Origin of the sequence: Brevundimonas sp. 374, assembly GCF_900102995.1 — a bacterium.
In the GTDB taxonomy this organism is placed as follows: Bacteria; Pseudomonadota; Alphaproteobacteria; order Caulobacterales; family Caulobacteraceae; genus Brevundimonas; species Brevundimonas vesicularis_C.
In genome coordinates, this window is the sequence record NZ_FNKT01000002.1 from 130,582 (window position 1) to 155,171 (window position 24,590).

The 24,590-nt window shown below is 66.3% G+C and carries 24 protein-coding genes; 10 read left to right on the forward strand and 14 right to left on the reverse strand.

Annotated elements, in window-relative coordinates:
• The first annotated feature begins 72 nt into the window (after nt 1-72).
• On the forward strand, nt 73-1,227 hold the full coding sequence (locus BLR19_RS08020) for a beta-ketoacyl-ACP synthase III (RefSeq protein ID WP_091749472.1): 1,155 nt from the start codon (nt 73-75) through the stop codon (nt 1,225-1,227).
• A 4-nt stretch (nt 1,228-1,231) separates the two neighbouring features.
• On the opposite strand, the gene BLR19_RS08025 is transcribed toward BLR19_RS08020, so the two are convergent.
• Together BLR19_RS08025 and BLR19_RS08030 are read right to left on the reverse strand one after the other, a co-directional pair.
• Nucleotides 1,232-1,693, reverse strand: a complete 462-nt coding sequence (locus BLR19_RS08025; protein WP_055805915.1) for a DoxX family protein — start codon at nt 1,691-1,693, stop codon at nt 1,232-1,234.
• Nucleotides 1,694-1,734: 41 nt separating this feature from the next.
• Nucleotides 1,735-2,940, reverse strand: a complete 1,206-nt coding sequence (locus BLR19_RS08030) for a M48 family metallopeptidase (RefSeq protein WP_091749475.1) — start codon at nt 2,938-2,940, stop codon at nt 1,735-1,737.
• Between the two features lie 145 nt (nt 2,941-3,085).
• On the opposite strand from BLR19_RS08030, the gene BLR19_RS08035 reads away from it, so the two are divergent.
• Nucleotides 3,086-3,346 carry a hypothetical protein gene (locus tag BLR19_RS08035; RefSeq protein ID WP_105625219.1) on the forward strand — a complete coding sequence of 87 codons (261 nt, stop codon included), beginning with the start codon at nt 3,086-3,088 and terminating at the stop codon, nt 3,344-3,346.
• A gap of 72 nt (nt 3,347-3,418) precedes the next feature.
• Here the strand turns inward: BLR19_RS08035 and BLR19_RS08040 are convergent, their stop codons facing one another.
• Both BLR19_RS08040 and ppdK read right to left on the reverse strand, forming a co-directional pair.
• Nucleotides 3,419-3,946: a porin family protein gene (locus BLR19_RS08040; protein WP_039244441.1), complete on the reverse strand. Its 528-nt coding sequence runs from the start codon at nt 3,944-3,946 to the stop codon at nt 3,419-3,421.
• A gap of 232 nt (nt 3,947-4,178) precedes the next feature.
• A complete protein-coding gene (gene ppdK, locus BLR19_RS08045; protein WP_091749478.1) occupies nt 4,179-6,860 on the reverse strand; it encodes a pyruvate, phosphate dikinase in 2,682 nt (893 codons plus the stop codon).
• Between the two features lie 209 nt (nt 6,861-7,069).
• On the opposite strand from ppdK, the gene BLR19_RS08050 reads away from it, so the two are divergent.
• A complete protein-coding gene (locus BLR19_RS08050) occupies nt 7,070-7,423 on the forward strand; it encodes an endonuclease domain-containing protein (protein WP_255366534.1) in 354 nt (117 codons plus the stop codon).
• Between the two features lie 129 nt (nt 7,424-7,552).
• Here BLR19_RS08050 and glyS read toward each other — a convergent pair whose 3' ends face one another.
• The 7 genes from glyS to BLR19_RS08085 form a co-directional block, all read right to left on the reverse strand.
• Nucleotides 7,553-9,757, reverse strand: a complete 2,205-nt coding sequence (gene glyS / locus BLR19_RS08055) for a glycine--tRNA ligase subunit beta (protein ID WP_091749481.1) — start codon at nt 9,755-9,757, stop codon at nt 7,553-7,555.
• A complete protein-coding gene (locus BLR19_RS08060) occupies nt 9,757-10,095 on the reverse strand; it encodes a hypothetical protein (RefSeq protein WP_091749486.1) in 339 nt (112 codons plus the stop codon). The genes glyS and BLR19_RS08060 overlap by 1 nt, the downstream gene beginning before the upstream one ends.
• A 35-nt stretch (nt 10,096-10,130) precedes the next feature.
• Entirely contained in the window at nt 10,131-11,024 is an 894-nt protein-coding gene (locus BLR19_RS08065) for a glycine--tRNA ligase subunit alpha (protein ID WP_091749489.1), read from the reverse strand.
• A gap of 100 nt (nt 11,025-11,124) precedes the next feature.
• Entirely contained in the window at nt 11,125-12,021 is an 897-nt protein-coding gene (locus BLR19_RS08070; protein WP_091749492.1) for a fasciclin domain-containing protein, read from the reverse strand.
• Between the two features lie 203 nt (nt 12,022-12,224).
• Complete coding sequence (locus tag BLR19_RS08075) at nt 12,225-13,103, reverse strand: 4-(cytidine 5'-diphospho)-2-C-methyl-D-erythritol kinase (protein ID WP_091749495.1); 879 nt, start codon at nt 13,101-13,103, stop codon at nt 12,225-12,227.
• Nucleotides 13,104-13,106: 3 nt separating this feature from the next.
• The gene (locus BLR19_RS08080; RefSeq protein WP_091750389.1) at nt 13,107-14,984 is read right to left on the reverse strand and encodes a tetratricopeptide repeat protein; all 1,878 of its coding nucleotides are present in this window, start codon (nt 14,982-14,984) and stop codon (nt 13,107-13,109) included.
• Between the two features lie 64 nt (nt 14,985-15,048).
• Nucleotides 15,049-16,704: an electron transfer flavoprotein-ubiquinone oxidoreductase gene (locus tag BLR19_RS08085; protein WP_091750392.1), complete on the reverse strand. Its 1,656-nt coding sequence runs from the start codon at nt 16,702-16,704 to the stop codon at nt 15,049-15,051.
• 195 nt (nt 16,705-16,899) lie between these two features.
• Here BLR19_RS08085 and BLR19_RS08090 point away from each other — a divergent pair, with 195 nt between their 5' ends.
• Nucleotides 16,900-17,712, forward strand: coding sequence for a uracil-DNA glycosylase (locus BLR19_RS08090; RefSeq protein WP_091749498.1), 813 nt, complete (start codon nt 16,900-16,902; stop codon nt 17,710-17,712).
• A gap of 84 nt (nt 17,713-17,796) precedes the next feature.
• Nucleotides 17,797-19,482, forward strand: coding sequence for a lytic transglycosylase domain-containing protein (locus BLR19_RS08095; RefSeq protein WP_091749501.1), 1,686 nt, complete (start codon nt 17,797-17,799; stop codon nt 19,480-19,482).
• Between the two features lie 4 nt (nt 19,483-19,486).
• Here BLR19_RS08095 and BLR19_RS14980 read toward each other — a convergent pair whose 3' ends face one another.
• Genes BLR19_RS14980 through BLR19_RS08105 form a run of 3 tightly spaced genes read right to left on the reverse strand, consistent with a single transcriptional unit; the run spans nt 19,487 to nt 20,665 of the window.
• Nucleotides 19,487-19,618, reverse strand: coding sequence for a hypothetical protein (locus BLR19_RS14980; RefSeq protein ID WP_255366535.1), 132 nt, complete (start codon nt 19,616-19,618; stop codon nt 19,487-19,489).
• A gap of 35 nt (nt 19,619-19,653) precedes the next feature.
• Nucleotides 19,654-20,322 (reverse strand): glutathione S-transferase family protein, encoded by a 669-nt coding sequence (locus BLR19_RS08100; protein ID WP_091749504.1) that lies wholly within the window; start codon nt 20,320-20,322, stop codon nt 19,654-19,656.
• 22 nt (nt 20,323-20,344) lie between these two features.
• Entirely contained in the window at nt 20,345-20,665 is a 321-nt protein-coding gene (locus BLR19_RS08105) for a DMT family transporter (RefSeq protein WP_091749507.1), read from the reverse strand.
• A gap of 162 nt (nt 20,666-20,827) precedes the next feature.
• Between BLR19_RS08105 and purB the strand changes: the two genes are divergently transcribed.
• The 5 genes from purB to BLR19_RS08130 all read left to right on the forward strand — a co-directional run bounded on the left by purB (nt 20,828) and on the right by BLR19_RS08130 (nt 24,473).
• Complete coding sequence (purB, locus tag BLR19_RS08110) at nt 20,828-22,129, forward strand: adenylosuccinate lyase (protein WP_091749510.1); 1,302 nt, start codon at nt 20,828-20,830, stop codon at nt 22,127-22,129.
• Nucleotides 22,126-22,461, forward strand: a complete 336-nt coding sequence (locus tag BLR19_RS08115; protein WP_091749513.1) for a hypothetical protein — start codon at nt 22,126-22,128, stop codon at nt 22,459-22,461. Before purB ends, BLR19_RS08115 begins: the two co-directional genes overlap by 4 nt.
• Nucleotides 22,458-23,186 (forward strand): 2OG-Fe(II) oxygenase, encoded by a 729-nt coding sequence (locus BLR19_RS08120; RefSeq protein WP_255366538.1) that lies wholly within the window; start codon nt 22,458-22,460, stop codon nt 23,184-23,186. The genes BLR19_RS08115 and BLR19_RS08120 overlap by 4 nt, the downstream gene beginning before the upstream one ends.
• A complete protein-coding gene (locus BLR19_RS08125; RefSeq protein WP_176758307.1) occupies nt 23,183-23,692 on the forward strand; it encodes a DNA-deoxyinosine glycosylase in 510 nt (169 codons plus the stop codon). Before BLR19_RS08120 ends, BLR19_RS08125 begins: the two co-directional genes overlap by 4 nt.
• Before the next feature lie 148 nt (nt 23,693-23,840).
• Nucleotides 23,841-24,473 carry a fasciclin domain-containing protein gene (locus tag BLR19_RS08130; protein WP_055752966.1) on the forward strand — a complete coding sequence of 211 codons (633 nt, stop codon included), beginning with the start codon at nt 23,841-23,843 and terminating at the stop codon, nt 24,471-24,473.
• Nucleotides 24,474-24,590: the final 117 nt, after the last annotated feature.

Consider the following 24,590-nt stretch of genomic DNA (forward strand, 5'->3'; position numbering starts at 1 on the left):
CGTTCTGATAGGAAACGGACTGTCCTCAAGCAGCGAGGCCCCAAGGGCCGAGCGATAGGAACAAAAACCAAAGTGACCCACGCCGTCATCGCCTCAACCGGCCTCTTCACCCCCGAACAATCGGTCTCCAACGCCGAACTGGTCGACAGCTACAACACCTGGGCCGACGGCTGGAACGCGCGCCACGCCGCCCAGATCGAGGCCGGCGAACTGGAGGCCAAGTCGCACTCCTCGCCCGAGTTCATCGAGAAGGCGTCGGGCATCAAGAGCCGGTTCGTGCTGGACAAGGCCGGGATCATCGATCCCGAGCGGATGGCGCCGAACCTGGCCGAACGCTCCAACGACGAAATCTCGATCCTGGCCGAAATGGCGGTCAAGGCGGCGCGTCAGGCGATCGAGGCGTGGGGCAAGCCGGTCAGCGAGATCGGAGCCGTCCTGTGCGCCGCGTCGAACATGCAGCGCGCCTATCCGGCCATGGCCATCGAGGTTCAGCAGGCCCTGGGCATCGAGGGCTTCGCCTTCGACATGAATGTGGCGTGCAGCTCGGCGACCTTCGGCATCAAGACGGCGGCGGACTTCATCGCCGGCGGCTCGGTCAAGGCGGTGCTGATGGTCAATCCGGAGGTCTGTTCGGCCCACCTGAACTTCACCGACCGCGACAGCCATTTCATCTTCGGTGACGTGGCCACCGCAGTCATCGTGGAGTCGTCGGATACGGCGGGACCGGGCGGCTGGGACGTGCTGGGCACGCGGCTGAAGACGACCTTCTCCAACAACATCCGCAACAACTTCGGCTTCTTGAACCGCAACGCGCGCGACACCGCACATCTGGACAGCCCCGAAGCCGACGACAGCGTCCAGAACGACAAGCTGTTCATCCAGCAGGGCCGCAAGGTCTTCCGCGACGTGGTGCCGATGGTGTCGGACATGATCGTGGATCACGCCGGCGAACTGGGCCTGGATCCGCACGCGCTAAAGCGCCTGTGGCTGCACCAGGCCAACATCAACATGAACACGATGATCGGCAAGAAGGTGCTGGGTCGCGAACCCTCGGCGGACGAGAACGTCATCATCCTGGACGAATACGCCAACACCTCCTCGGCCGGCTCGATCATCGCCTTCCACCTGCACAACGACGGGTTCGAGGCGGGCGAGATGGGGCTGATCTGCAGCTTCGGCGCCGGCTATTCCGCCGGGACGGTCTTCGTCAGGAAGCGCGCGGCCTGAAGCCTTAAAGCCGGGGCAGGAACAGGACGAAGTCCAGGCTCCACAGCCCCGGTCCATTGGCGATCAGCCAGATCAGAATGACCATCAGCAAGGTCTCGGGCAGATCGAAATAGCTGGAGAGGCGATAGCCGAGGCTGGTCCCCTCCACCGACTTTGACGCCACGGTCACCAGGGCGACCAGGCTGATGATCAGCAGCACCAGGGCCGCCAGGCTGGTGAACAGGCCCATGATGAGCAGGGCGCCAAAGGCGAACTCGCACACCGAGACGAACTTGGCGGTCTGGCGCGGCGCGGCGATGCCGGCCTCGACCATCGTCTTGCTCATCTTCTCGGCCTGGGCCGGGGTGAACAGCTTGTAGAAGCCGGACAGGAAGAACATTCCCCCGACCACGACCCGCGCGATCAGGGGCGCGATGTCCATCAGGGCCGGAACGCCCAGGCCGAGGCCGCGATAGAGGTCGATCATGGGGCGAAGGCTCCGCTTGGAATGGCGAAGCCTTCAATGCCCTAGCGACGCGTCGGTTGCCCTGCCGAGGCTTGGGCGGGATGCGTCGCCTTCCATTCCATGGCGCGGCGAATGCGGTTCTCGACGCTGGGGTGATCGTAGAACAGGAACTCCTCGATCGCAGACGGCGATGGCGCGCGGTATTCGGCGGTCTTGATCAGGGCCTTGGACAGACCGTCCGGTTCATTGGCGTGAACCAGCGAAAAGTGGTCGGCGTCCTCCTCCATCGTGCGGGTCATCGTGGCGAAGACCGGCGTGCCCAGCACGCCCAGGAAGGCCAGCACCAAAGCCAGGACCGGTAGGCCCGCAGGGTCGGAGATGTCGCCCACGCGATCCGCCCTCAGCAAACGATGCGCCACGGGATATAGCCGGTCGGTCAGCCAGAAGGCCAGCACCGACAGGAGGACCAGAATGCCGACGGTCCAGAGAATGTGTGCTCGGACGTAGTGGCCCATCTCATGGCCCACCACGCCGCGCACCTCGGCCAGATCCGCGCCCTGTTTGAACATGGTGTCGCTCATCGCCACCCGCGCCGTACCGAACAGGCCCGAGACATTGGCGGTGTAGCGGTCGGACTGTTTGGAGCCGTCGTAGATGAAAATCTTGTCCGACGGCGTGCCCGTCTGTTTGGCCAGGGTCACGACGGCGTCGCGCACCGGCCCGTTCGGCGCGGGCGTATAGGTGTTGAAGATCGGCTCGATCACCAGGGGCGCGAGCACTAGGCCGATGACGATGAAGGCCGCCGTCACGCCGGCCGCCCAGGCCCACCAGAACCGACGCGCGCGCCGGATCAGGGCATAGATCGCCACGAGCAGCAGCGAGGTCGCCACGACCGAAATCGCTGCGCCGATCACGGCCTCGCCCAGCCAGCCGCCCAGGGACTGGCTGATCAGTCCATACTGTTTCTCTCGCCACCAGCCCTGATAGATCGCCCACGGCAGGGTCAGCGCCCAACTCATGGCCGAATAGACCAGGGCGACGACGAAACTGGCCAGGATCGGCCGACGACGGCGACGTTCGATCCGGCTGCGGATCGCGACCAGCAGGCCGGTGCGCACGATGATCCAGGCGACCAGGGCCGAGACCAGGAAGCTCCACAGGATCAGCCAATGCGAGCCGTGGGTATAGGCGATCGCGCGGGCCGTTTCCTGGGGCGACAAGGTCGCCAGCCATTGGGCCGTCGCGGCCGCCGGATCGAAATTCGTCATGGTTTTCTCCCTTGAGAGAACCAAACCGCGCGACCCGCGTTATGTCAGGTTAATTCGCATCCATGATGATTCTCGCCCGGCCACGCTTGAATCTTTCACGACTTTTTGTCACGCATTCTCCTGTCGAGAACAGGGGATGTCCCAGATGGCTCACAAGACGCCCAAGCAGGTCCTGGAAAGCTTGGCTCATGATATCGCCACCGTGTTGAAGAGCATGGGTGGCTCGGCGCATCAGAACATGGTGGTCGATTGCGTGGCGGCGATGAAGCGCCAGCGCGGCGAGGCGGTCAACCCGCCCGATCTTCGACAAAAGATCATCGAGACCTTTGAATACTATCGCGACTGGTTCGTTCGCCCGTTCGGCGAAGGCTCGCAGCGTTGGGCCCTGGCCGGCGACTTCGGCTGATTTGAATGTCCTGAACGAAAAAGGCGCGCTCCCTGCGGAGCGCGCCTTCGTCGTTAGGACTGATCGATCAGATCAGAAGCGACGGATGTAGCTGACCGAATAGGCGTCGGCTTCACCACCGTTGTCGCGGTAGTCGCGACGGGTCCAGTCGGCGCGGACGCCGTTGACGCCGTCCAGGTAGTAGTTGGCGCCCGCGCCGTAGTTCCAGCTGTCGCCGCCCACGTCGGTGTTGGCGCCCGGGAACTTCTGCTTCAGCTCGGTGTGGCCGTAGCCGCCGCGTGCGAACAGTTCCAGCTTGTCAGAGACCGGCACCTTGCCGACCACGTAACCGGCGGCGTCCCACTCATGTTTGATCTCGCCATCGACGCCCGCGACGGTGAAGTCGTCATGCTTCACGCCGACCGAGGCTTCGGTTTCCACAGCGATGTAACGGTTGAGGTTGACGCCAAGACGACCGGTGACAGCGCCCGTCGTTGCATTGTCGCCTTCAAGATGAGTGTAGCCCAGCGAGCCGTAACCGCGCGGCTCGGGATTGGTTTGAGCAAAGGCCGGAGCGGCGATTGCGGAAACGGCGACAGCAGCGAGAAGAATGTTACGCATTGTTTCTTATTAACTCCTAGATGTGATGAACAGACCGATCATCAGCCCCATCCAGCGAGTGCTTAAATAGGTCACGGCGTCATCTGTTCCAGAGGCGCGAAAACACGACGAATGCCTGTGGACGCCGGGACACATACAACGTTCCGTCAAGATCGGCGACTTTGTGGCGCCGCAGCAAAAAGGGCGGCCTCGACAGAGACCGCTCTTCTTCGGTTCGTCTTGCTAAGAAGGCCTAGCGGTCCTTCTCGCGCTCCACGTTCAGCGCGGCTTGGGCCGCCGCCAGACGGGCGATCGGCACGCGGTAGGGCGAGCAGGAGACGTAATCCAGCCCTGCCTGTTCGCAGAAAGCGATCGACGAGGGGTCGCCGCCATGTTCGCCGCAGATGCCCAGCTTGACCTCGGGCCGGACCTTGCGCCCGCGTTCGGCGGCGATCTCGATCAGGCCGCCGACGCCGTCCTGGTCCAGCCGCACGAAGGGATCGGTTTCGAAGATGCCCTTGTCCAGATAGGCCTGCAGGAACCGGCCGGAATCGTCACGCGAAATGCCGAACGTCGTCTGGGTCAGGTCATTGGTGCCGAAGCTGAAGAACTGGGCGTATTCGGCCAGGTCCCCGGCGCGGATGGCGGCACGCGGCAGTTCGATCATCGTGCCGACCAGATAGTCGATGCTCTGGCGCGTCTCCTCGAACACGGCCTTGGCCGTGCGGTCGGTCAGCTCGCGCAGATATTTCATCTCCAGGCCCAGGGCGACCAGCGGGTGCATGATCTCCGGCAGGGGCGCGGCGCCGGACTTCTGCTTGACCTCCAGCGCCGCCTCGATGATGGCGCGGACCTGCATCTCGTAGATTTCGGGATAGGCGACGCCCAGGCGGCAGCCGCGATGGCCCAGCATGGGGTTGGTCTCGTGCAGCTCCTTGGCGCGACGCTTCAGCTTCTCGGCGTCGATGCCGGACGAGGCGGCCAGGGCGTCGATGTCTTCCTCGGTGTGCGGGATGAACTCGTGCAGCGGCGGGTCCAGCAGGCGCACCGTCACCGGCAGGCCGGCCATGATCTCGAACAGTTCGACGAAGTCCGACTTCTGGAACGGCGCGATCTTGGCGAGCGCAGCGCGACGGCCCTTCTCGTCGTCGGCCAGGATCATCTCGCGCACGGCGGCGATCCGGGTGTCGTCGAAGAACATATGCTCGGTGCGGCACAGGCCGATGCCCTCGGCGCCGAAGCCGCGCGCGGTCTTGGCGTCCAGCGGGGTCTCGGCGTTGGCGCGGACCTTCAGGCGGCGCACCTTGTCGGCCCAGCCCATCAGGGTCTGGAAGTCGCCGGTCAGTTCCGGCTCGATCATCGGCACGGCGCCGTCCAGCACCTCGCCCTTGGAGCCGTCGATGGTGATGACCTCGCCGGCCTTGAAGGTGCGGCCGCGCGCGGTGAAGGTGCCCTTGGCCTCGTCGATATGGATCTCGCCAGCGCCCGAGACGCAGGCCCGGCCCATGCCGCGCGCCACGACGGCGGCGTGGCTGGTCATGCCGCCGCGGGCGGTGACGATGCCGCGCGCCGCATGCATGCCGTGAATATCTTCGGGACTGGTCTCTTCGCGCACCAGGATGACCGCTTCGCCCAGACCCGACATGCGCTCGGCCTCGTCGGCGTCGAAGACGATCTTGCCGGTCGCGGCGCCGGGCGACGCCGGCAGGCCGGCGGCGACCACGGTGCGCGCCGCATTGGGGTCCAGCGTCGGGTGCAGCAGCTGGTCCAACGCCGACGGCTCGACCCGGCTGATGGCCTCTTCCTGAGAGATCACGCCCTCGGCGGCCAGATCGACGGCGACCTTCAGCGCCGACTTGGCGGTGCGCTTGCCGTTGCGGGTCTGCAGCATCCACAGACGGCCCTGTTCGACCGTGAACTCGATGTCCTGCATGTCGCGGTAGTGGCTTTCCAGCTTGCCGACGACGTCGACGAACTGGGCGAACACCTCGGGCATGGCCTCTTCCATCGAGGGGGCGGTCTCGCCCATCTCCTCGCGCCCGATCTTGGTCAGGGACTGCGGCGTGCGGATGCCCGCGACCACGTCTTCGCCCTGGGCGTTGATCAGGAACTCGCCGTACAGGCGCGCCTCGCCGGTCGAGGGGTTGCGGGTAAAGGCCACGCCGGTCGCCGACGTCTCGCCCATATTGCCGAACACCATCGACTGGACATTGACGGCCGTGCCCCAGCTTTCGGGAATGTCGTGCATGCGGCGATAGAATTTCGCCCGGTCGTTCATCCAGCTTTCGAACACGGCGCCCACGGCGCCCCACAGCTGGTCCTTGGGATCCTGCGGGAAGGCGTGACCCAGCTCGCGCTCGACCACGGCCTTGTAATCGGCGACCACCTTCTCCCAATCGGCGGCGGTCAGGTCGGTGTCGACCGTGACGCCCAGGCGATCCTTGTGCTGATCCAGCACCTCTTCGAAGTCGTCGTGGCTGAGGCCCAGCACGACGTTGGAATACATGGTGATGAAGCGGCGATAGCTGTCGAAGGCGAAGCGACGGTCGCCCGACAGCTTGGCCAAGCCCTCGACCGTCTGGTCGTTCAGGCCCAGGTTCAGCACCGTGTCCATCATGCCCGGCATGGACGCGCGCGCGCCGGACCGCACCGAGACCAGCAGCGGGTTGTCGACATCGCCGAACGTCTTGCCGACCACGCCCTCGACCTTGGCCAGGGCGGCCTGGACCTGGGCGTCCAGATCGGCCGGATAGGTCTCGTTGTTGGCGTAATAGTGGGTGCAGACCTCGGTGGTGACGGTGAAACCCGGGGGAACCGGCAGACCCAGCGACGACATTTCCGCCAGATTGGCGCCCTTGCCGCCGAGAAGGTTCTTCATCGACGCGTCGCCGTCGGCGGAGCCTCCGCCGAAGCCGTACACCCACTGAGTCATCATGCAGTCCCTGAGCTTTTCGGATCGTCCGGCGGGTTGGCCCCGCTCGCACATGCAGCATGATCTAGCGCGTGAGAGCGGCCTTGACCATTGCGGATGTAACAATGCGTGAGGGGGTTTGCGGTTTCCTAGCGACGTGCGCGCACAACCTTGACGTCATCGTCCCCTCCCTTGAAATGGGGAGGGGGACCGCGAAGCGGTGGAGGGGGTTCTTGACGCACCAAGGCTCCGTCTCGCGCGCCCGCATCCTGCGCCGCGCCCTGACCCCGCCCGAAGCCCGACTGTGGGTCCACCTGCGCCGCCGCGCGCTGGACGGGCTGAAATTTCGCCGTCAGCATCCGGCGGGCATCTATGTGCTCGACTTCTATTGCGCCGAGGCGATGCTGGCCGTCGAGGTGGACGGCGAAAGCCATGAAGGCCGAGGCGAACACGACGCCCGGCGCACACGCTGGCTTGCGACCCAGGGCATTGCGGTCATCCGCGTCTCGGCCGAACAGGTGCGGGTGGACTTAGGCGACGTGCTCGATTTCATCGCCGACAGGGCGAGAGACCGAATCCGAGGCTAAGAGCCCCTCCACCGCTACGCGGTCCCCCTCCCCACGCGTGGGGAGGAGACGATGCGGCGAAGTTCCGTCTCCTCCCCATTCCATGGGGAGGTGGCTCGGAGCGCAGCGGAGAGACGGAGGGATTCTGCCCTACCCCGCGATCTGGCCGAAGTCGGCGACCTGGCCCATGACGTCTCGAACCTGGCCCAGCAGCTTCAGGCGGTTCTCGCGTTCAGCGGGGACGTCGGAGTTAACCAGAACGTCGTCGAAGAAGCGGTCCACGGGCGCGCGCAGGCGCGCCAAGGCCGTCATGGCGGCGGCGAAGTCCTCGGCCTCCAGCGCGGACTCGACGGCGGTGCGGGCGGCGCCGACGGCGAAGGCCAGGGTGGTCTCGGCCTCGGGCTGATTGGGCAGGCCGGTCTGGACCATGCCGGTGGGCAGCGGGCCCTTCTTCTCCTCGGCGCGGAGGATGTTGGAGGCGCGTTTGTAGCCGGCCAGCAGATTGGCCCCGTCGTCGGTGGCGAGGAAGGCGGCCAGGGCCTCGACCGGGCGCACGATGCGGACGAGGTCGTCGTCGCCCAGAGCGAAGACGGCGGCGACGAGGTCGTGGCGCTGGCCCTGGTCGCGGAGGAGGACGGTCAGGCGGTCGGCGAAGAAGGCGATTAGACCATTTACATCTGAACGCCACTGAGGATCTGGCGCTTCCAGTGCCTTCCGAATTACAGACTGTAGCTCCGCAAAAGCAGCTTTGGCTTCCTTGAGATGGTCGAGACTTTTTGAGATTTTCTCGTCAAATAGTTCCGCCGCAATGCCGGTGAACTGGGTACGGTCAAGCGCATCTCCAATGCTCAGATACGTACGCGCAGCATGTGGAGCGACTAGCTTAGAGAGCTCGAAGCGCGCCCCATTCTCCAGCACCAGCCGGATCACCCCCAACGCCGCGCGCCGCAGCGCGAACGGATCCTTCGACCCCGTGGGCTTTTCGTCGATGGCGAAGAAGCCGACCAGGGTGTCCAGCTTGTCGGCCAGGGCGACGGCGACCGTGACCGGCGCGGTCGGGACCGTGTCGGCGGGGCCTTGCGGCTTGTAGTGGTCGCGGACGGCGTCGGCGACGGCGTCGGGATAGCCGGCGAGACGCGCGTAATAGCCGCCCATGATCCCCTGCAGTTCCGGGAACTCGCCGACCATGCCGCTGGCCAGATCGGCCTTGCACAGGCGGGCGGCGGTTTCGGCCTGATCCGCATCGGCGCCGACCAGGGGGGCGATCTCGCGGGCGAGCGCCGCGATGCGCTCGACGCGCTCGGCAAGCGTGCCCAGTTTGGCGTGGAAGGTGACGCCCTTCAGCTTTTCGTTCCAGGCGTCGAAGCCGACCTTCTGATCCTCGTCCCAGAAAAAGCGGGCGTCGTTCAGGCGGGCGGACAGGACGCGGCTGTTGCCGGCGGCCAGGGCCTTGCCGCCGTCGGTGGCCTCGACATTGGCGACGACCAGGAAGTTGGGGGCCAGGCCCTCCTTCGACGGATCGCGGACGGCAAAATATTTCTGGTGCACCTTCATCGACAGGCGAACGACCTCGGGCGGAAGGGCCAGGAACTGCGGGTCCATGTCGCCCAGGATCGGGGTCGGCCATTCGGCCAAGCCCGCCACCTCGTCCAGCAGGCCGTCGTCGTCGACCAGCACCAGGCCGCGCGCGGCGCAGGCGGCCTTGGCCTGTTCCAGGATCCGCAGCTTGCGGTCGGCCACGTCCAGCAGGACGAACTCCCGCTCCAGCTGGGTGCGGTAGTCCACGAAGTCGCTGACCTTCAGAAGTTGGCCCGAGCCGAGGAAACGGTGGCCCTCGGTGATGGCGTCGGATTGAATCCCGTCGATCTCGAACGGCACCACCTTGCCGTCGAACAGGCACAGGATGCGCTTGATCGGACGCACCCAGCGCAGGGTTCCGGAACCCCAGCGCATCGACTTGGGCCAGGGGAAGGTGCGGATGACCTGATCGACCGTCTCGGCAACCAGATCGGTCGTGGCGCGGCCCTTGGACGACAGGACGGCGAACAGGACGCCGTCGCGCTCGGTCAATTGATCGCGCGTCAGGCCGGTCTTGCGCAGGAAGCCTTCCAGCGCCTGTTCTGGGGCGGAGGCGCGAGGGCCCTTGATCTCTTCCTCGCGGTCCGGCGTGGCCGTGGGCAGGCCGTCGATGACCAGGGTCAGGCGGCGCGGACCGGCATAGGTCGTCAGCGCCTCCCACGTCAGGCCGGCGGCCTTCAGACGGTCGGAGACCATCCGCTCCAGGTCGCGCGCCGCGCCCTGCTGCATCCGGGCGGGGATTTCTTCGGAGAAGATTTCGAGAAGCAGCTGGGGCATCAGGCGGTCTTGTGTTGGAGCGTTAACATCAGCGTCTCGACCTGTTGGTCGCGTGCGCCGAAGATCACGGTGAGTTCAAGGTCTGCCGCCGAAAGCGCGGCCTGCTGCAGCAAATCAAAATAGGCAGGTTCAAAGCAGAACTCGCCGTTCAGACCATGCTCGTTCTCCCAAAGGCTACCGAGCGTGCCGTTATGCGATTGGACAAGGGACTCGAAGCTGGCGTGGATGATGCTAGGCGCTCGACCATTCAAGGTCACAGGCTGCGGATTCATCTGCCACACTGGCCCACGCTGACCGAGTCCAGCTGTCAGACGCAGCAGGCGGTTCGAAAACGCCATACTGCCGCTCACGAGCTCAGAAGAATGATCAACGCTCACGCCGTTTTCCGCTCTTGTTCGACGTAGGCGAGAGCGCAGGCTTTGCAGAGTTCGCGGATGCGGCCGATGTAGCTTTGGCGTTCGGCGACGGCGATGGCGCCGCGGGCGTCCATCAGGTTGAACAGGTGGCTGGCTTTCAGCACCTGATCATAGGCGGGCAGGACCAGCGGCTGATCCTGCGGCCCGCGCATGTCCAGCAGGCGCGAAACCTCGCCCACCATGTCCTCGAACCGCCGCTTCAGACCGTCGACGTCATAGCCGTGGAAGTTGGCTTCCGACTGTTGGCGCTCGTTCTCCAGGAAGACCTCGCCATAGGTCAGGCCCTCCTTGGTGAACTTCAGATCATAGACGTTGTCCACGCCCTGGACATACATGGCCAGACGCTCCAGCCCGTAGGTCAGCTCGCCCGACACCACATCGACCTCGATGCCGCCGACGCCCTGGAAATAGGTGAACTGCGTCACCTCCATCCCGTCGCACCAGACCTCCCAGCCCAGACCCCAGGCGCCGACGGTGGGGTTTTCCCAGTCGTCCTCGACGAAGCGAATGTCGTGCAGTTTCGGATCGATGCCGATGGCCGCCAGCGACCCCAGATACAGCTCTTGAAGGTTGTCCGGGTTCGGCTTCAGGATGACCTGGTATTGGTAATAGTGTTGGAGGCGATTGGGGTTTTCGCCATAGCGGCCGTCGCCGGGACGGCGGCTGGGCTGGACATAGGCGGCCTTCCACGGCTTGGAGCCGAGCGCGCGCAGGACGGTGGCGGGATGCAGCGTGCCGGCCCCGACCTCGATGTCATAGGGTTGCAGAATGGCGCAGCCCTGCTCGCCCCAATAGCGGTGGAGCGTCAGGATCAGGTCCTGAAACGCGAGCGGCTCGGTCGAGGTGGTCAAATCGGGCTCTTGGGGAGGGGCTGCAAAAAAGACGGCGGACCATAGGGCCCGCCGCCTTCCGCTTCAACACGCTACCGAGCGAGCGCGTGGATGACCCTGATCAGTTCGGGGTCGGCTTGGCTTCGGCTGCGCCGTCGGCGGCGGGATCAGCCGCATCAACCGGCGGCGTGGCCGGGGTGTCGACCTGACCGTCAGTCGGATTGACGACCGGCGACGAGGACGTGGTGGTCGTCATCGCGGCGGGCTGGCCGTTCGGCGCGGTCGGGGCCGGCGTCGCTTCAGCATCCGGCGTCGCCTCAGCGGCCGGAGCGGCGGCTTCGGCGGGCGCGGCGGCCTCTTCATCGCCCATGGCGGCCATGGAATTCGCCGGGTTCAGGACCTTGTCGATCGGGAAGATGGCGCCGTTCGAGGCGTCCAACTCGGCGCTGACCACGGTCGCGCCGTCAGCCTTGATGGCCGAACCGGTGCCGTCCAGCAAAACCTGGCTCTCGGCGGCCGTCTCTACGCCGCCCTTCTTGCCAATGATCTGGTCGGGCGTCACGTCGGCGACGATGACGTGATACAGCAGCAGCTGGCGTAGTTCGGCGGCGTTTGCCGGGTCCATCAGACGGGTACGCTCGGCCTCGGGCACGGCGGCGAAGGCGGCGTCGGTCGGGGCGAAGATCGAGATGGCCGGACGGCTGGCCAGGGTGTCGGTCAGCTGGGCGGCGTCCAGCGCGGCCAGCAGTGTGGTGAACTGACCGCTGGCCTTCAGCTTGTCGACAACGGTTTCGCCGGCGACAGGCGTGGTCGCCTCCGCAGTCGTGGTCGTGGTCGCGGCGGCCTCAGCCGTCGGAGCCGGCGTCTGCGGCGTGGCTGGCATGGCCGGATCGGTTTGCGGCATGGTCGCCGGGGCGGGCGTCGTCGTGGTCGCCGGGGCGGTCATGTCCTGGGCGAAAGCAGGGGCAGCCATCAGGCTGACGACGGCCGTGGCGGCAAGCAATTTTGCACGAAGCATGGCGATTTCCTTTTTCCTGTTTGAGGATCGCCACGAGGGAGAAGGCGACCCGTTCCAGACATCGGAACTGCCGACTCAAATCAGAACGCCGTGATCTGGTTCCGAGATTGCGAAACAATGCGTAACGTTTGTGATGATCTGGGCGAGACCTGGGCGAAATCGCCGGTTTCGCAGCCTGACCGCCGGTATTCGGCCACAAAGCTTTAGCGTTGCTGTACGGACAGTTGCGTTGCTTTGACCCAGGCCCTGGGATGTGCGGCGGCCAATGCGCGCGCAGCAGATTGGGCCGCGTCGTTGCTCGGATACAAGCCAAACACCGTCGCGCCTGAACCGGACATTCGCGTCAGCGCGATCTGGTCGGTCGCCGCCACCGCCGACAGGGCCGCGTCGATCGCCGGCGTCAGGGCCAGCGCGGGCGCTTCCAGATCGTTGCGCTGCGCCGACAGCCAGTCGATCACGGCGCCGATGGACCAGTCCTCGGGCGGTGCGGGTCTGTCGGCCGCTCGCACCGGCCCTGCGTCGTAGGCCCGGTAGACAGCGCCGGTCGGTGAGGGGACGCCGGGGTTGAACAGCACGGCCGGCAGCGGCGGCAGGCGGGGTTCGTCAGTCAGCACATCTCCCCTCCCCTCGACCCAGGCCGTGCGCATCCGCAGACACATCGGTCCGTCCGCGCCGACGACGCCCGCGACCGTCTCAAGCGCGTGGTCGTCGAGATTGAGCGCCAGGACGTCGCGCGCCAGCTTCAGCACCGCGCCCGCATCGGACGATCCGCCGCCCAGCCCCGCCGCGATGGGCAGGCGCTTGTCCAGCGTGACCTTCAGTTTCGGCGCTCCGATGCCGCAGGCCTCGCCCAGTCGGCGCAGCGCGCGCAGGATCAGATTGTCGTCCGTCGGGCCCAGCCCGCCGCCGAAAGGCCCGTCGACAATCAGCGACAGGCGATCCGCCGGCTCGACCGACACGCGATCCCCGACATCGGCGAAGGCGACCAGGCTGGACAGCGGATGATAGCCGTCAGCATCCACCGCGCCGACGTGTAGGAACAGATTGATCTTGGCCGGCGCCAGGGCGGTCAGGGCAGGCATGACCTATTGCGCGACGCCCTTAGCGCTCGGCGCGCTGTCCAGCCCATTGGCGATCTTGCGTTCGACCTCGGCCCGACGTTCGGGTTCGGGCTCCAAAACCAAGACGCGGTTCCACAGCCAGACGGCTTCGCGTTGACGGCCGACCTTCCAGTAGGCGTCACCGAGGTGATCATTGATCTCGGCGTTGGACGGTTCCTTGTCGACAGCCTCTTCCAGCGTGTTGACGGCGGTTTCGTACTGGCCCTGTTTGAACTGCGCCCAGCCCAGCGAATCCTGGATGTTGCCGTTGTCGGGCTCCAGCGCGTGGGCGCGAGCGATCATCTCGGCGCCTTCCTGAACCCGCAGCCCCTTATCGACCCAGAGATAGCCGAGGTAGTTCAGCATGTCGGCGTCGTTCGGCGCGGTCTGAAGCGCGGCCCACAGTTCGGCCTCGGCCTCGGGAACACGACCCAGCGCCTCATAGGCGGCGCCGCGCAGGAAGTGAACGCTGGCGCCCTGATCGGCAGTGTTCAGAAGCGGCCCGTCCAGCAACGCAAGCGCCTCGTCATGCTGTTTCAGCTGCATCAGCTGACCCGCCAGGACCAAGGCGATCTGCCGATCATCGGGGCTGGCGGCGGCGGCGCGGCGCAGCTCGGTGAGCGCGTCCTGCGACTGGCCGTCCTCTTCCAGCGCCACAGCCAGCTGAGCGCGGGCGGCGGCATAGAGCTGCGGATCGGCGGTCCCGACTCGCGACAGGGCGTTGCGGGCGGCGGATTTCAGACCGGCGCGGGAGAGCACCTGGGCCAGCTGATATTCCGTTTCGTCATCGTCGTGCAGGTTCTGGGCGAGGCGCAGATAGACGGCGGCGAACTCGTTGCCGCGCTCGGCCGAAGCCTGGGCGGCGGCGGTGATTAGGCCCTGCGCGGCGCCTTCGCGGAAGTCGGGCAAGGCGGGCGGGCGGGCGCCGTCCTTTAGCCGTTGCAGCGCGCGGGCCACGCCCGGATCCACGGGCTGGACCGCCATGGCGGCTTCATACAGGGCGACAGCGTCGTCGCGGCGTCCGCGCCGTTCCAGAAACTCGCCATAGGGGCGTTTGAACAGGGCGCCGACGCCGGCGACTTCGGACGCGGTCTTCAGCTCGACCTCGGCCTCAGCATAGTCGCGGCGCTTCTCCAACAGGGCGGCGCGATTGATCCGGGCGAAGGCCAGGGTCAGGGAATCGCCGGCGGTCGGCACCGGCTGAAGCGCCCGGGTCCAGTCGTCCGCCGCCGCCGCGATCCACGGCGCGACCAGCAGACCGGCGCGCGCGTGCGGGGCGCCGATGGGCTGACGGGCCAGTTCGGCGTTCGGCGCCCTGGCGTCGCCGCGCACGAAGTCCTGCACCAGACGCACCAGCCGTCCGCCCTCGACAAACGCGGGAGACGCCGTCGCATCGGTCGGGGCCAGGGCGGCCGCCACATCCAGATCGCCGGTCAGCAGGGCGGAGGTGAAGGCCTGTTCGCGCACGCGCGGCTGTTCCGGCGTCAGTCGTTCCGCCTGGGCCAGATAGTCCGAGCCGGTCGCCCCCTCGCCCTGCATCAGGGCCAGCTTGCCCGCCAGATACAGGCCATAGGCGCTGCGGCCCTCGGCGTTTGTCGGAATCGGCGCCCAGATGGCCGGGATCGCCGGCGTGGCCGGCGTGTCGGTGATGATGATGTGAGGATCGGGCGCGGCCTCGGTCGGCGCCTGACTTGGTGTGGCCTGGCCCGGCGCCGTCTGGCCCGGCTCCAGGATGACGGCCGGCGGATGGGTGTCCGGCGTCGGGGCGGGCGGGGTCGTTTCCTGAGCCGAGGCATGGCCGGCAAGCGCCACGGCGAGGACGGTCAGGGAGGCGGCGAACAGGCGAGAACGGGAGGCGATCATGCCCGGACCCTTCACGCTTTTGCAGCGGCGGGCAAGGGCGGAACGCCGCCCCTGCCCCGTTCCGTCACATGTTCGGATAGTTGGGACCGCCGCCGCCCTCGGGCGTGGTCCAGACGATGTTCTGCGACGGATCCTTGATGTCGCAGGTTTTGCAGTGGACGCAGTTCTGGGCGTTGATGACGAATCGCGGATCGGCCTTGGCCGCCTCGTCGCCATAGACCACCTCGTACACGCCGGCCGGGCAGTAAAGCCGCGCCGGCTCGCCGTATTTGGGCAGGTTGACCCGGATCGGGATCGACGGATCCAGCAGCTTCAGGTGGGCCGGCTGGTCCTCGGCGTGGTTGGTGTTGGAGATGAACACCGACGACAGCTTGTCGAACGACAGCTTGCCGTCCGGCTTCGGATAGGCGATCGCCTTGTGGTCGGCGGCCAGGCCGGTCGAGGCGGCGTCGGTCTTTTCGTGCTTCAGCGTCGGGATCGGCGACAGGCCGCCCAAGAGGGTGCGGCACCACATGTCGAACATGCCCAGCGCCCCGCCCAGCGTCGTGCCGAACTTGGACAGCAGGGGTTTGGCGTTACGGACGACCGACAGCTCCTTATAGACCCAGCTCTTTTCGAAGGCGGTCTGGTATTCGACCAGTTCGTCGCCCGCGCGCCCGGCCTGAACCGCCTCATACGCTGCGTCGGCGGCCAGCATGCCGGTCTTCATGGCGTTGTGGCTGCCCTTGATGCGGGGCACGTTCACGAAGCCGGCCGAACAACCGATCAGCACGCCGCCGGGGAAGCTCAGCTTCGGGATCGACTGCAGGCCGCCCTCGGTGATGGCGCGCGCGCCGTAGGAGATGCGTGTTCCGCCCTCCAGGTGCTGGGCGATCTCGGGGTGGTGCTTGAAGCGCTGGAACTCGTCGAACGGCGACAGGAACGGGTTCTTGTAGTTCAGGTGAACCACATAGCCGACGGCCACGTAGCGATCGCCGAAGTGATACAGGAAGCTGCCGCCGCCGGTGTGTTCGTCCAGCGGCCAGCCGGTCGTGTGCTGGGCCAGGCCGGGCTGATGCTTGTCGGCCGGCACCTGCCACAATTCTTTCAGGCCGATGCCGTATTTCTGGGGCGACTTGCCGTCCTGAAGCTTGTGCTTGGCGATGATGGTCTTGGCCAGGGAGCCGCGCACGCCCTCGGCGATGAAGACATATTTGCCGTGCAGTTCGATGCCGGGCTGGAAGTCGCCGGTCGGCTTGCCCTCGCGGTCGATGCCGAAGACGCCGGCGACGACGCCCTTCACCTGACCCGTCTCTTCTTCCCAGACGACGTGGCTGGCGGCCATGCCGGGATAGACCTCGACGCCTAGGGCCTCGGCCTGCTCGCCCAGCCAGCGCGTGACGTTGCCCAGCGAAGCGATGTAGCAACCGTGATTGTGCATGAAGGGCGGCATCAGCGGCATGGGCAGCGACGCCGACCCCTGCGGGCCCAGCAGCAGGAACTTGTCCTTGGTGACCGGCGTCTCCAGCGGCGCGCCGCGTTCCTTCCAGTCGGGGAACAGTTCGTTCAGCGCCTTGGGATCGATGACCGCGCCCGACAGGATATGACCGCCGACCTCGGCCGCCTTTTCCAGAACGGCGACGGTGATCTCCTTGCCATCTTTTTCCGCGCGCTGCTTCAGGCGGATGGCCGCCGACAGGCCGGCCGGACCGCCGCCGACGATCACGACATCATATTCCATGATCTCGCGCTCGACGCCGTTTAGCGCCTCCAGCGGCGGCAGATTGTCGATGATGGCGTCCTGACGGGCGTTTTCCGCGCCGCCTTCGATGGCGTCTTCGGCCATGGTTTCCCCTGAATCCCGGTTATCTGTGTGGTTATGCCGCTTATCGGAAGGTGACGCGAGGGCGGTCAAGGCTTATCGGTGGTTCGAGACATGAACGCGCAACCCCATGACATCGCTGCAGTCGAAAGCCTGCTCGCCTTCTGGCGGGATGCGGGGGTCGACGCCTGCTATGGCGATGCACCCGTCGATCACACCCACGTCGCCCCGCCGCCGGCCGTCAAGGCGGTGCAGAGGGCGACGGCCTCGGTCGTCATGCCCCTGGCCGGCGTCAACGCCGATGACGCCCTCGCCGAGGCGCGGCGGCTGGCCGCTGGCGCCGCGACGCTTCAGGATCTGGCGGCGGCGGTCGCGGCGTTCGAGGGCTGTCCGCTGCGCGGCATGGGCGCGACGCAATCGGTGTTCGGACGCGGCAACCCCAACGCCTCCGTTCTGATCGTCGGCGAAGGTCCAGGCGGGGATGAGGATCGGGCGGGCCAGCCCTTCGTCGGCAAGGCCGGGCAGTTGCTGGACCGGATGCTGGCGGCGGCAGGCCTGACCGACAAGGTCTTCATCACCAACACCGTCTTCTGGCGTCCGCCCGGCAACCGCACTCCCAGCCCGCAGGAACAGGCGGTATGCGCGCCCTTCGTCGAGCGCGCCTTCGCCCTGCTGAAGCCCAGGGCCGTGCTGCTGCTGGGCGCAGCCTCGGCCAAGTCGGTGCTCGGCGCCGAGGAAGGCATCATGAAGCTGCGCGGCGTCTGGAAGGAATGGCGCCTGCTGGAAGGGGCGGTGTCGGCGCCCGTCATGCCGACCCTGCATCCCGCCTTTTTGCTGCGTCAGCCGCAAGCCAAGCGGCAGGTGTGGAGCGACCTGCTTTCGCTGGCCGTTCGCCTTGAAACGGACTCGGTTGAAGAACAAAGCTAATCGCGGCATGTTCGCATGCTGACGACCGATCGCCATACACGCGCCTGTATCTTACGCGCGTCGCCAACGAGGGGGCCGCCGCTTATGTTTCTGTTCCGCCGCGCGATCCTCGCGTCGACGCTTGTCCTTGCGTTCTGCGCCGCCACGACGGCCGCAACCGCCGAGACGCCCTACGGGTCAACCGCCGAGGCCGGAGCCGGTTCCGGACGTCCCATCGCGCTGAGTTCGGCCGACAGAATCTCCTACACCACCGCCTTTGACGCCCTGCGACGCGGCGACATCGAGACGGCCCGCACGGCGGCCCGTCAGGCGCAGGACCGTGTGCTGCTGGGTCAGGTCGAGTTCGAAAGCCTGTTCCATCCTGATCATGTCGCCACCTACGAAGAGCTGACGGCCTGGCTTGAGACCTATTCGGATCTGCCGTGCGCGGACCGCGTCTATACGCTGGCGCTGCGTCGTCGCCCCGACGGCGCGCCCGAGCCGGTGCGTCCCGGCGGCGTGCTGGGCCGCACCTGGAACAGTCTGGTCAGCGCCGTGTCCGGCGACGGCGGCGTCACCGATCCGGCCAAGGCGGCGCGCGTCGCCTACAACAACGACGACCTGACCGGGGCGTCGGTCCTGGGGCGACAGATCGGCGACTGGTGGACGGTCGGCCTGGCGGAATGGCGTCTGGGCCAGTTCCACGAATCCTTCGCCGCCTTCGAACGCGTCGCCAACGATCCAACCGAGGACGCCTGGGTCCGCGCCGGCGCCGCCTTCTGGACCGCGCGCGCCGCCGCCCAGTCCGGTCGCCAGGATCGCGTCACCGACTATCTGCGCCTGTCGGCCCAGTGGCCGGCCACCTTCTATGGCCAGATCGCCCTGCGTCAGCTCGGAGAAGAGCCGACGATCGAGAACATGGGCCCCCGCCCCTACGAGGCCGAGCCACGCCTGCGCCGCGCGGCCTATGTGCCCCAGAGCGCCGCCGTCGAACCGACCGCCCTGGAAGCCTTCGTCCAAGCCGATGCCCGCGCCAAACGCACCGTCGCCTTCTATGAAGTCGGGCGCAACGCCGACGCCGAGACCGAGCTGCGGTCCGGCCTGCGCACCGCCGTCGGCGATGCGGCCAAGATGTGGACCGCCCTGGCGCGCGCCATTCTGCCGGTCAACAACGGCGACGCCACGCGCATCGACGCGACGCGCTATCCGATGCCGGATCTGACGCCCGAAGGCGGCTTCGTCATCGAGCGGGCGCTGGTCTATGCCCTGGCGCGCAAGGAGACCGACTTCAATCCGAACGCCCGTTCCAGCGTCGGCGCCTATGGGCTGATGCAGGTCATGCCGACGACGGCGGCCGAGATGACCGGCGATCGCACCTTCGTCTCGGACCCGACCAAGCTGCTGGTTCCGGCGGTCAACATGCGTCTGGGCCAGGCCTACATCAACAAGATGCTGGCCCTGCCGGCCTTCCAGGGCGATCTGCTGCGGGCCGTGGCCTCCTACAACGCCGGGCCTGGGCCGATGCTGGCGGCGGTCAGGAAGTTGGGCGCGGACGCCGATCCCCTGCTGCTGATCGAGACGATCGACGTGCCCCAGGCGCGCGACTACGTCGAAAAGGTCATGGCCAGCTACTGGATCTATCAGCGCTTGTTCGGCGGCCCGCTGAAGACGCTGGACGCCGTCGCGTCGGGCGCGCGCGCCGTGCCGATGGCGCTGGATTACGTCGCCCCGCCTCCGCAGGCCGAGCCGGTTCTGATCGCCGAGACCACGCCCATCGCCGGCGCGCGCTGACCTCCTAGAAGACCGCGAACAGCAGGCTGGCCCAGAACGCTGCCCCGACCAGGGCCGCAAGCCCATAGGCAATGACCGGATTGAGGCCGCGAGCAGCGGCTTGGGTCGGAGGGCTGGGCAGGATCGGGCTCGTCATCCCCATCGAGATAACAGCGTCCGCTTAATGCTGCGTCAGCCGGGATGGTTGTCGCGCGTTAAGCCCAGCGCGTCGGCTTCCCATTCAAGAAAGTGGGGATGGGCCAGCAGGGTCTCAGCATAGGCCCGGGCCGTGCCGTCATCTCCGTGCGCGGCGAGGTCCAGCTGGAAATGGCGGATGCGGGCGGCGACCGGCGTGAAGAAGGCGTCCGGCACGGACCAGTCGCCGAAAAGATACGGCCCGCCTGCGCCGAACCGCTCACGCAGGGTCCGCCACAGGTCGACGATGCGGCGCAGATCCTTGGCGAGTCCGGGATCGTCCGGTGCGGGCGCGCGACTTGGGCCGACCATCCAGTGATCCGGGCCGGTGGAACAGGCCGTGCGCAGGGCGGTGAAGCCGCCATGCATCTCGCACGCCGCCGAACGCGCCAGCCAGCGCGCATGGGCATCCGACGGCCAGAGGCGGGCTTGCGGATAGCGTTCGGCCGCCCAGACGGCGATGGCCATCGAATCCCAGATCACCTCGCCTTCGACCTTCAACACCGGGACGAGACCGGACGGCGAATGCTCGCGGATGCGCTGATCGGTGTCGGGCTGGTTCAGCGGCACGAGGATTTCGTCGAAGACCGCGCCACAATGTTTCAGCACCAGCCACGGCCGCAGCGACCACGTCGAATAGGCTTTGTCGCCGATCACCAGTTCCATCACGCGTCTCCTGTCGCCGCCATCAATGGCTCGCCGCCAGCTTCAGCACAACCAGGCCCGATGCGACCAGTGCGACGCCCGCGATCCTGAGCGGCGTCAGCGGCTCGCCCAGAAAGACCGCGCCCACCACAACGGCGCCGACCGCGCCAATGCCGGTCCAGATGGCGTAGGCCGTGCCCAGCGGCAGGGTCTTCATCGCCAGCGACAGCAGACCGAACGAACCGATCATGAAGACGATCATGCCCACGGTCGGCCACGGTCGCGTGAAGCCGGCGGACGCCTTCATCATAAACGCCCAGACGACTTCGAGCAGGCCGGCGAAAACAAGGAATATCCAGGCCATGACATTCTCCCTGCATGGCGTCGGGTCGTCCCGGCGTTGGTCCCATGTGGGGGAGGTCGTCCTCCTGAAAGCGCGCTGAATCTGGGACAACCGCCGGCAAAGTCAACCGCGCCGTCCCGCAAACCTTGACTCCACGCCCCCCACGACCGACACGACCCGCCCATGATCACGCGCTACTCCCGCCCCGTCGCCGCCGCCATCTGGTCCCAGGAAACCAAGTACAAGATCTGGTTCGAGATCGAGGCCCACGCCGCCACGAAGATGGCCGAGTTGGGCGTGATCCCCAAGGAATCGGCCGACGCCATCTGGGCCAAGGGCAAGGATGCGACCTTCGACGCCGATCGCATCGACGAGATCGAACGCACCACCAAACACGACGTGATCGCCTTCCTGACGCACGTCGCCGAGATCGTCGGCGAGGAAGCGCGCTTTCTGCACCAGGGCATGACCTCTTCGGACGTGCTGGACACCTGTTTCGCGGTTCAGCTGGCGCGCTCTTCGGACCTGCTGATCGAGGGCGTCGACAGGGTTCTGGCCGCGCTGGAGACACGCGCCAAGGAGCATAAATACACCCCGACCGTGGGCCGTTCGCACGGCATCCACGCCGAGCCCGTCACCTTCGGCCTGAAGCTGGCCGGCTATCACGCCGAGTTCCAGCGCGCCAAACGCCGCCTGATCACCGCCAAGGAAGAGATCGCCACCTGCGCCATTTCGGGCGCCGTCGGCACCTTCGCCAACGTCGATCCGGCGGTCGAACAGTATGTCGCCGACCAGATGGGCCTGACGGTCGAGCCGGTCTCGACCCAGGTCATCCCGCGCGACCGCCACGCCGCGTTCTTCGCCGCCCTGGGCGTCGTCGCCAGTTCGGTCGAACGTCTCGCCGTCGAGATCCGCCACCTGCAACGCACCGAAGTCCTCGAAGCCGAGGAGTTCTTCGACAAGGGTCAAAAGGGCTCGTCGGCCATGCCGCACAAGCGCAACCCGATCCTGACCGAGAACCTGACCGGTCTGGCCCGTCTGGTCCGTTCGGCCGTGACGCCCGCGATGGAGAACGTCGCCCTGTGGCATGAGCGGGACATCAGCCACTCCTCGGTCGAGCGCGGCATCGGCCCGGACGCCACCATCCACCTGGACTTCGCCCTGCACCGTCTGGCCAATGTGGTCGAGCGGCTGAACGTCTATCCCGAGAACATGCAGAAGAACATCGACCGCCTGGGCGGCCTGGTGCACTCGCAGCGGGTGATGCTGGCCCTGACCCAGGCCGGCGTTTCGCGCGAAGACGCCTATGCCGCCGTTCAGGAGAACGCCATGAGGGTCTGGCGCGGCGAAGGCGCCTTCCTGGATTTCCTGAAGGCCGACGACCGCGTCACCCTGCCCGCCGACCAGCTCGAGGCCCTATTCGACCTCGGCTACCACACCAAGAACGTGGACGTGGTGTTCAAGCGGGTGTTCAATGAGGCATGATCGCCGCGCTGCTCGCTCTGTTCATTCAGGCCAACACGCCTGAGATCAGCTACATCGGCTGGTCGGTGTATGCACCTACCGCTCTGCTGTCTGATGACGCTCGCGCTGAAGTCTGCCTGCGGCGTCACAAGGGTTCGCGCTCGATCAAGACAGACATGCGATGCGTGGTGAGTGCGGGCAGGCAGTTGGGCGGCTGCGACTTAACTGACGACCGTCATATGAGCGTGCGCGATCTAGAAACCCTGCGCTGTATCGCCCAAACACAATCTGCCCCATCCGCATCTTCAATCGGCAGGACGATGGTCGTGACAATCACGGTCAATGCGCGTTGAACAAGACAATCCGGCTCAATCCCCGGCTCAATCCCCGCGACTATGCGGCGGCCTATGCGCGCGACGGCATGGTGCAGGTACCCGATCTGCTGGATGAGGCGAGCGCCGAATGGCTGGAGCTTGCGCTCGAACACGACACGTCTTGGCATCTGTCCTTGAAGACGCCGGAGGGCGGCAAGCTGCTGTCGCCGCAAGACATGCAGGTCATGGGCCGCGATGCGATCGGGGCCCAGATACAGCGCGCGCTGGCGGAGGGTCGCGACGGCTTTTCCTTCATTTATCTGGCCTATCCGATCATCACGACCTTGCTGTCCGGCAAGGACGAGGGCCATGCCACGCACGCCCTGGTGCAGTTTTTCAACGACACGCCCTTCACCACATTCGCCAAGGCCGTGACCGGCGAAGCGAGCGTGACCAAGATCGACGCGCAAGCCACCTGGTTCCGGCCCGGCGACTTCCTGACCCAGCACGACGACACAGGCGTCGGCGAGCGGCGGGCGGCCTATACGCTGGGTCTGTCGCGCGATTGGCGGGCGGATTGGGGCGGCCAACTACTGTTTCACGACGCCAACGGCGATGTCGAGCGCGGCTTCAAGCCGGGTTTCAATGTCTGGACGGTGTTCAAGACGCCCCGCCAGCATTCTGTCGCACCAGTCGCCGCCTACGCCGGCGGCAAGCGCCGCTCGATCACCGGCTGGCTGCGCGACGACCCGCCGGTCAAGTGACGGACCATACGGGTGATCGACGGCTGGGGTTCGCACCCGTCGTCGATTCGGAAACCCGGTTGTTGATCCTGGGCAGTTTGCCTGGCGACGCCTCGTTGAAGGCGGCCCAGTACTACGCCCATCCGCGCAACGCCTTCTGGCCGCTGATTAGCGGGGTGCTGGGTGAAGACCTGGCGGCACAACCCTATGAGCAGCGGCTGGATCGATTGAAGGCGCGCGGCGTGGGCCTGTGGGATGTGATTGCGTCGGCGGAAAGGTCGGGCAGTCTGGATGCCGCGATCCGCTCGCCGGAGGCGGCTGATCTGCGCGGCCTGATCGGCGGCTTGCCGCGGCTGAGAGCGGTCGCCTTCAACGGCAAGCTGGCGGCCAAGTTGGGACGGCGCATTATCGGCGACGTCGCAGGGGTTGGCCTTATCGACCTGCCTTCATCCAGCCCGGCTCATGCGATTCCACTGGCAGGCAAGGCGAACATCTGGAATTCGTTAACTGATCTGATCGAACGATAGTTCTCTTGCTGCGAAGCAGCATAGAAATGCGCGCAAAAACTTAATGGTGAAGCTGCGATGTCTTGTCGCGCGGCATGCATCCATTGTGCGGTGTCGCGCGTAACGTTCCCGTTACCGCCTTGAGAGCGGCCCAAAGGGAACGAAACACATGACCAAACTTCGCAATCTTATGCTCGTCGCCGTCTCCGGCGGCGCGCTGATGGCGCTCGGCGCCTGCGGCAACAACGAGCCGGCCGCCACGACGCCGGCGGAATCGACCGCCATGGCGCCGGCCGACGGTGCCGCCATGGCCCCCGCGACCGACCCGATGGTGGGCGGCGCTGCCATGAGCCCGAACGAGACGATCGTCGCCAACGCCTCCAAAGCCTCCAACCTGACCACCCTGGTCGCCGCCGTGAAGGCCGCCGGCTTGGTCGACACCCTTCAGGGCGCGGGCCCGTTCACGGTCTTCGCCCCTGACAACGCCGCATTCGAGAAGATCCCCGAGGCGACGCGCACCAGCCTGATGCAGCCGGCGATGAAGGCTGATCTGACCAAGATCTTGACCTACCATGTGGTCGCCGGTCGTCTGACGGCCGCCGATATCGCAGCCCAGGCCGAGGCCAACGGCGGCACCGCCACGCTGAAGACGGTTCAGGGTGAAGAACTGAAGGTTTCGGCCGGCCCGAACAACACCTGGGTCATCACCGACGCCAAGGGCGGCAAGTCCACGATCACGCAGGCCGACGTGGGCCAATCGAACGGCGTCGTCCACGTCGTCGACACGGTTCTGATGCCGTAAAAAATATTTGGTTTCGGGCGGCGACGCCTGAAACCAAATCTCGGCCCTGGTGTTCTTCAGGGGCGCGAGACGCACAGTACGCCGGGTGAGACATCCCCCCAACGTCCCCGGCAAGAA

What these genes read in the sequence shown, in the direction of transcription:
- BLR19_RS08025 (WP_055805915.1), bottom strand. Translation starts at nt 1,693, where the DNA reads ATGATCGACCTCTATCGCGGCCTCGGCCTGGGCGTTCCGGCCCTGATG.
- BLR19_RS08030 (WP_091749475.1), bottom strand. Translation starts at nt 2,940, where the DNA reads ATGACGAATTTCGATCCGGCGGCCGCGACGGCCCAATGGCTGGCGACC.
- BLR19_RS08035 (WP_105625219.1), top strand. Translation starts at nt 3,086, where the DNA reads ATGGCTCACAAGACGCCCAAGCAGGTCCTGGAAAGCTTGGCTCATGAT.
- BLR19_RS08040 (WP_039244441.1), bottom strand. Translation starts at nt 3,946, where the DNA reads ATGCGTAACATTCTTCTCGCTGCTGTCGCCGTTTCCGCAATCGCCGCT.
- ppdK (WP_091749478.1), bottom strand. Translation starts at nt 6,860, where the DNA reads ATGATGACTCAGTGGGTGTACGGCTTCGGCGGAGGCTCCGCCGACGGC.
- glyS (WP_091749481.1), bottom strand. Translation starts at nt 9,757, where the DNA reads ATGCCCCAGCTGCTTCTCGAAATCTTCTCCGAAGAAATCCCCGCCCGG.
- BLR19_RS08060 (WP_091749486.1), bottom strand. Translation starts at nt 10,095, where the DNA reads ATGGCGTTTTCGAACCGCCTGCTGCGTCTGACAGCTGGACTCGGTCAG.
- BLR19_RS08070 (WP_091749492.1), bottom strand. Translation starts at nt 12,021, where the DNA reads ATGCTTCGTGCAAAATTGCTTGCCGCCACGGCCGTCGTCAGCCTGATG.
- BLR19_RS08075 (WP_091749495.1), bottom strand. Translation starts at nt 13,103, where the DNA reads ATGCCTGCCCTGACCGCCCTGGCGCCGGCCAAGATCAATCTGTTCCTA.
- BLR19_RS08080 (WP_091750389.1), bottom strand. Translation starts at nt 14,984, where the DNA reads ATGATCGCCTCCCGTTCTCGCCTGTTCGCCGCCTCCCTGACCGTCCTC.
- BLR19_RS08085 (WP_091750392.1), bottom strand. Translation starts at nt 16,704, where the DNA reads ATGGAATATGATGTCGTGATCGTCGGCGGCGGTCCGGCCGGCCTGTCG.
- BLR19_RS08090 (WP_091749498.1), top strand. Translation starts at nt 16,900, where the DNA reads ATGAACGCGCAACCCCATGACATCGCTGCAGTCGAAAGCCTGCTCGCC.
- BLR19_RS08095 (WP_091749501.1), top strand. Translation starts at nt 17,797, where the DNA reads ATGTTTCTGTTCCGCCGCGCGATCCTCGCGTCGACGCTTGTCCTTGCG.
- BLR19_RS14980 (WP_255366535.1), bottom strand. Translation starts at nt 19,618, where the DNA reads ATGACGAGCCCGATCCTGCCCAGCCCTCCGACCCAAGCCGCTGCTCGC.
- BLR19_RS08100 (WP_091749504.1), bottom strand. Translation starts at nt 20,322, where the DNA reads ATGGAACTGGTGATCGGCGACAAAGCCTATTCGACGTGGTCGCTGCGG.
- BLR19_RS08105 (WP_091749507.1), bottom strand. Translation starts at nt 20,665, where the DNA reads ATGGCCTGGATATTCCTTGTTTTCGCCGGCCTGCTCGAAGTCGTCTGG.
- purB (WP_091749510.1), top strand. Translation starts at nt 20,828, where the DNA reads ATGATCACGCGCTACTCCCGCCCCGTCGCCGCCGCCATCTGGTCCCAG.
- BLR19_RS08115 (WP_091749513.1), top strand. Translation starts at nt 22,126, where the DNA reads ATGATCGCCGCGCTGCTCGCTCTGTTCATTCAGGCCAACACGCCTGAG.
- BLR19_RS08130 (WP_055752966.1), top strand. Translation starts at nt 23,841, where the DNA reads ATGACCAAACTTCGCAATCTTATGCTCGTCGCCGTCTCCGGCGGCGCG.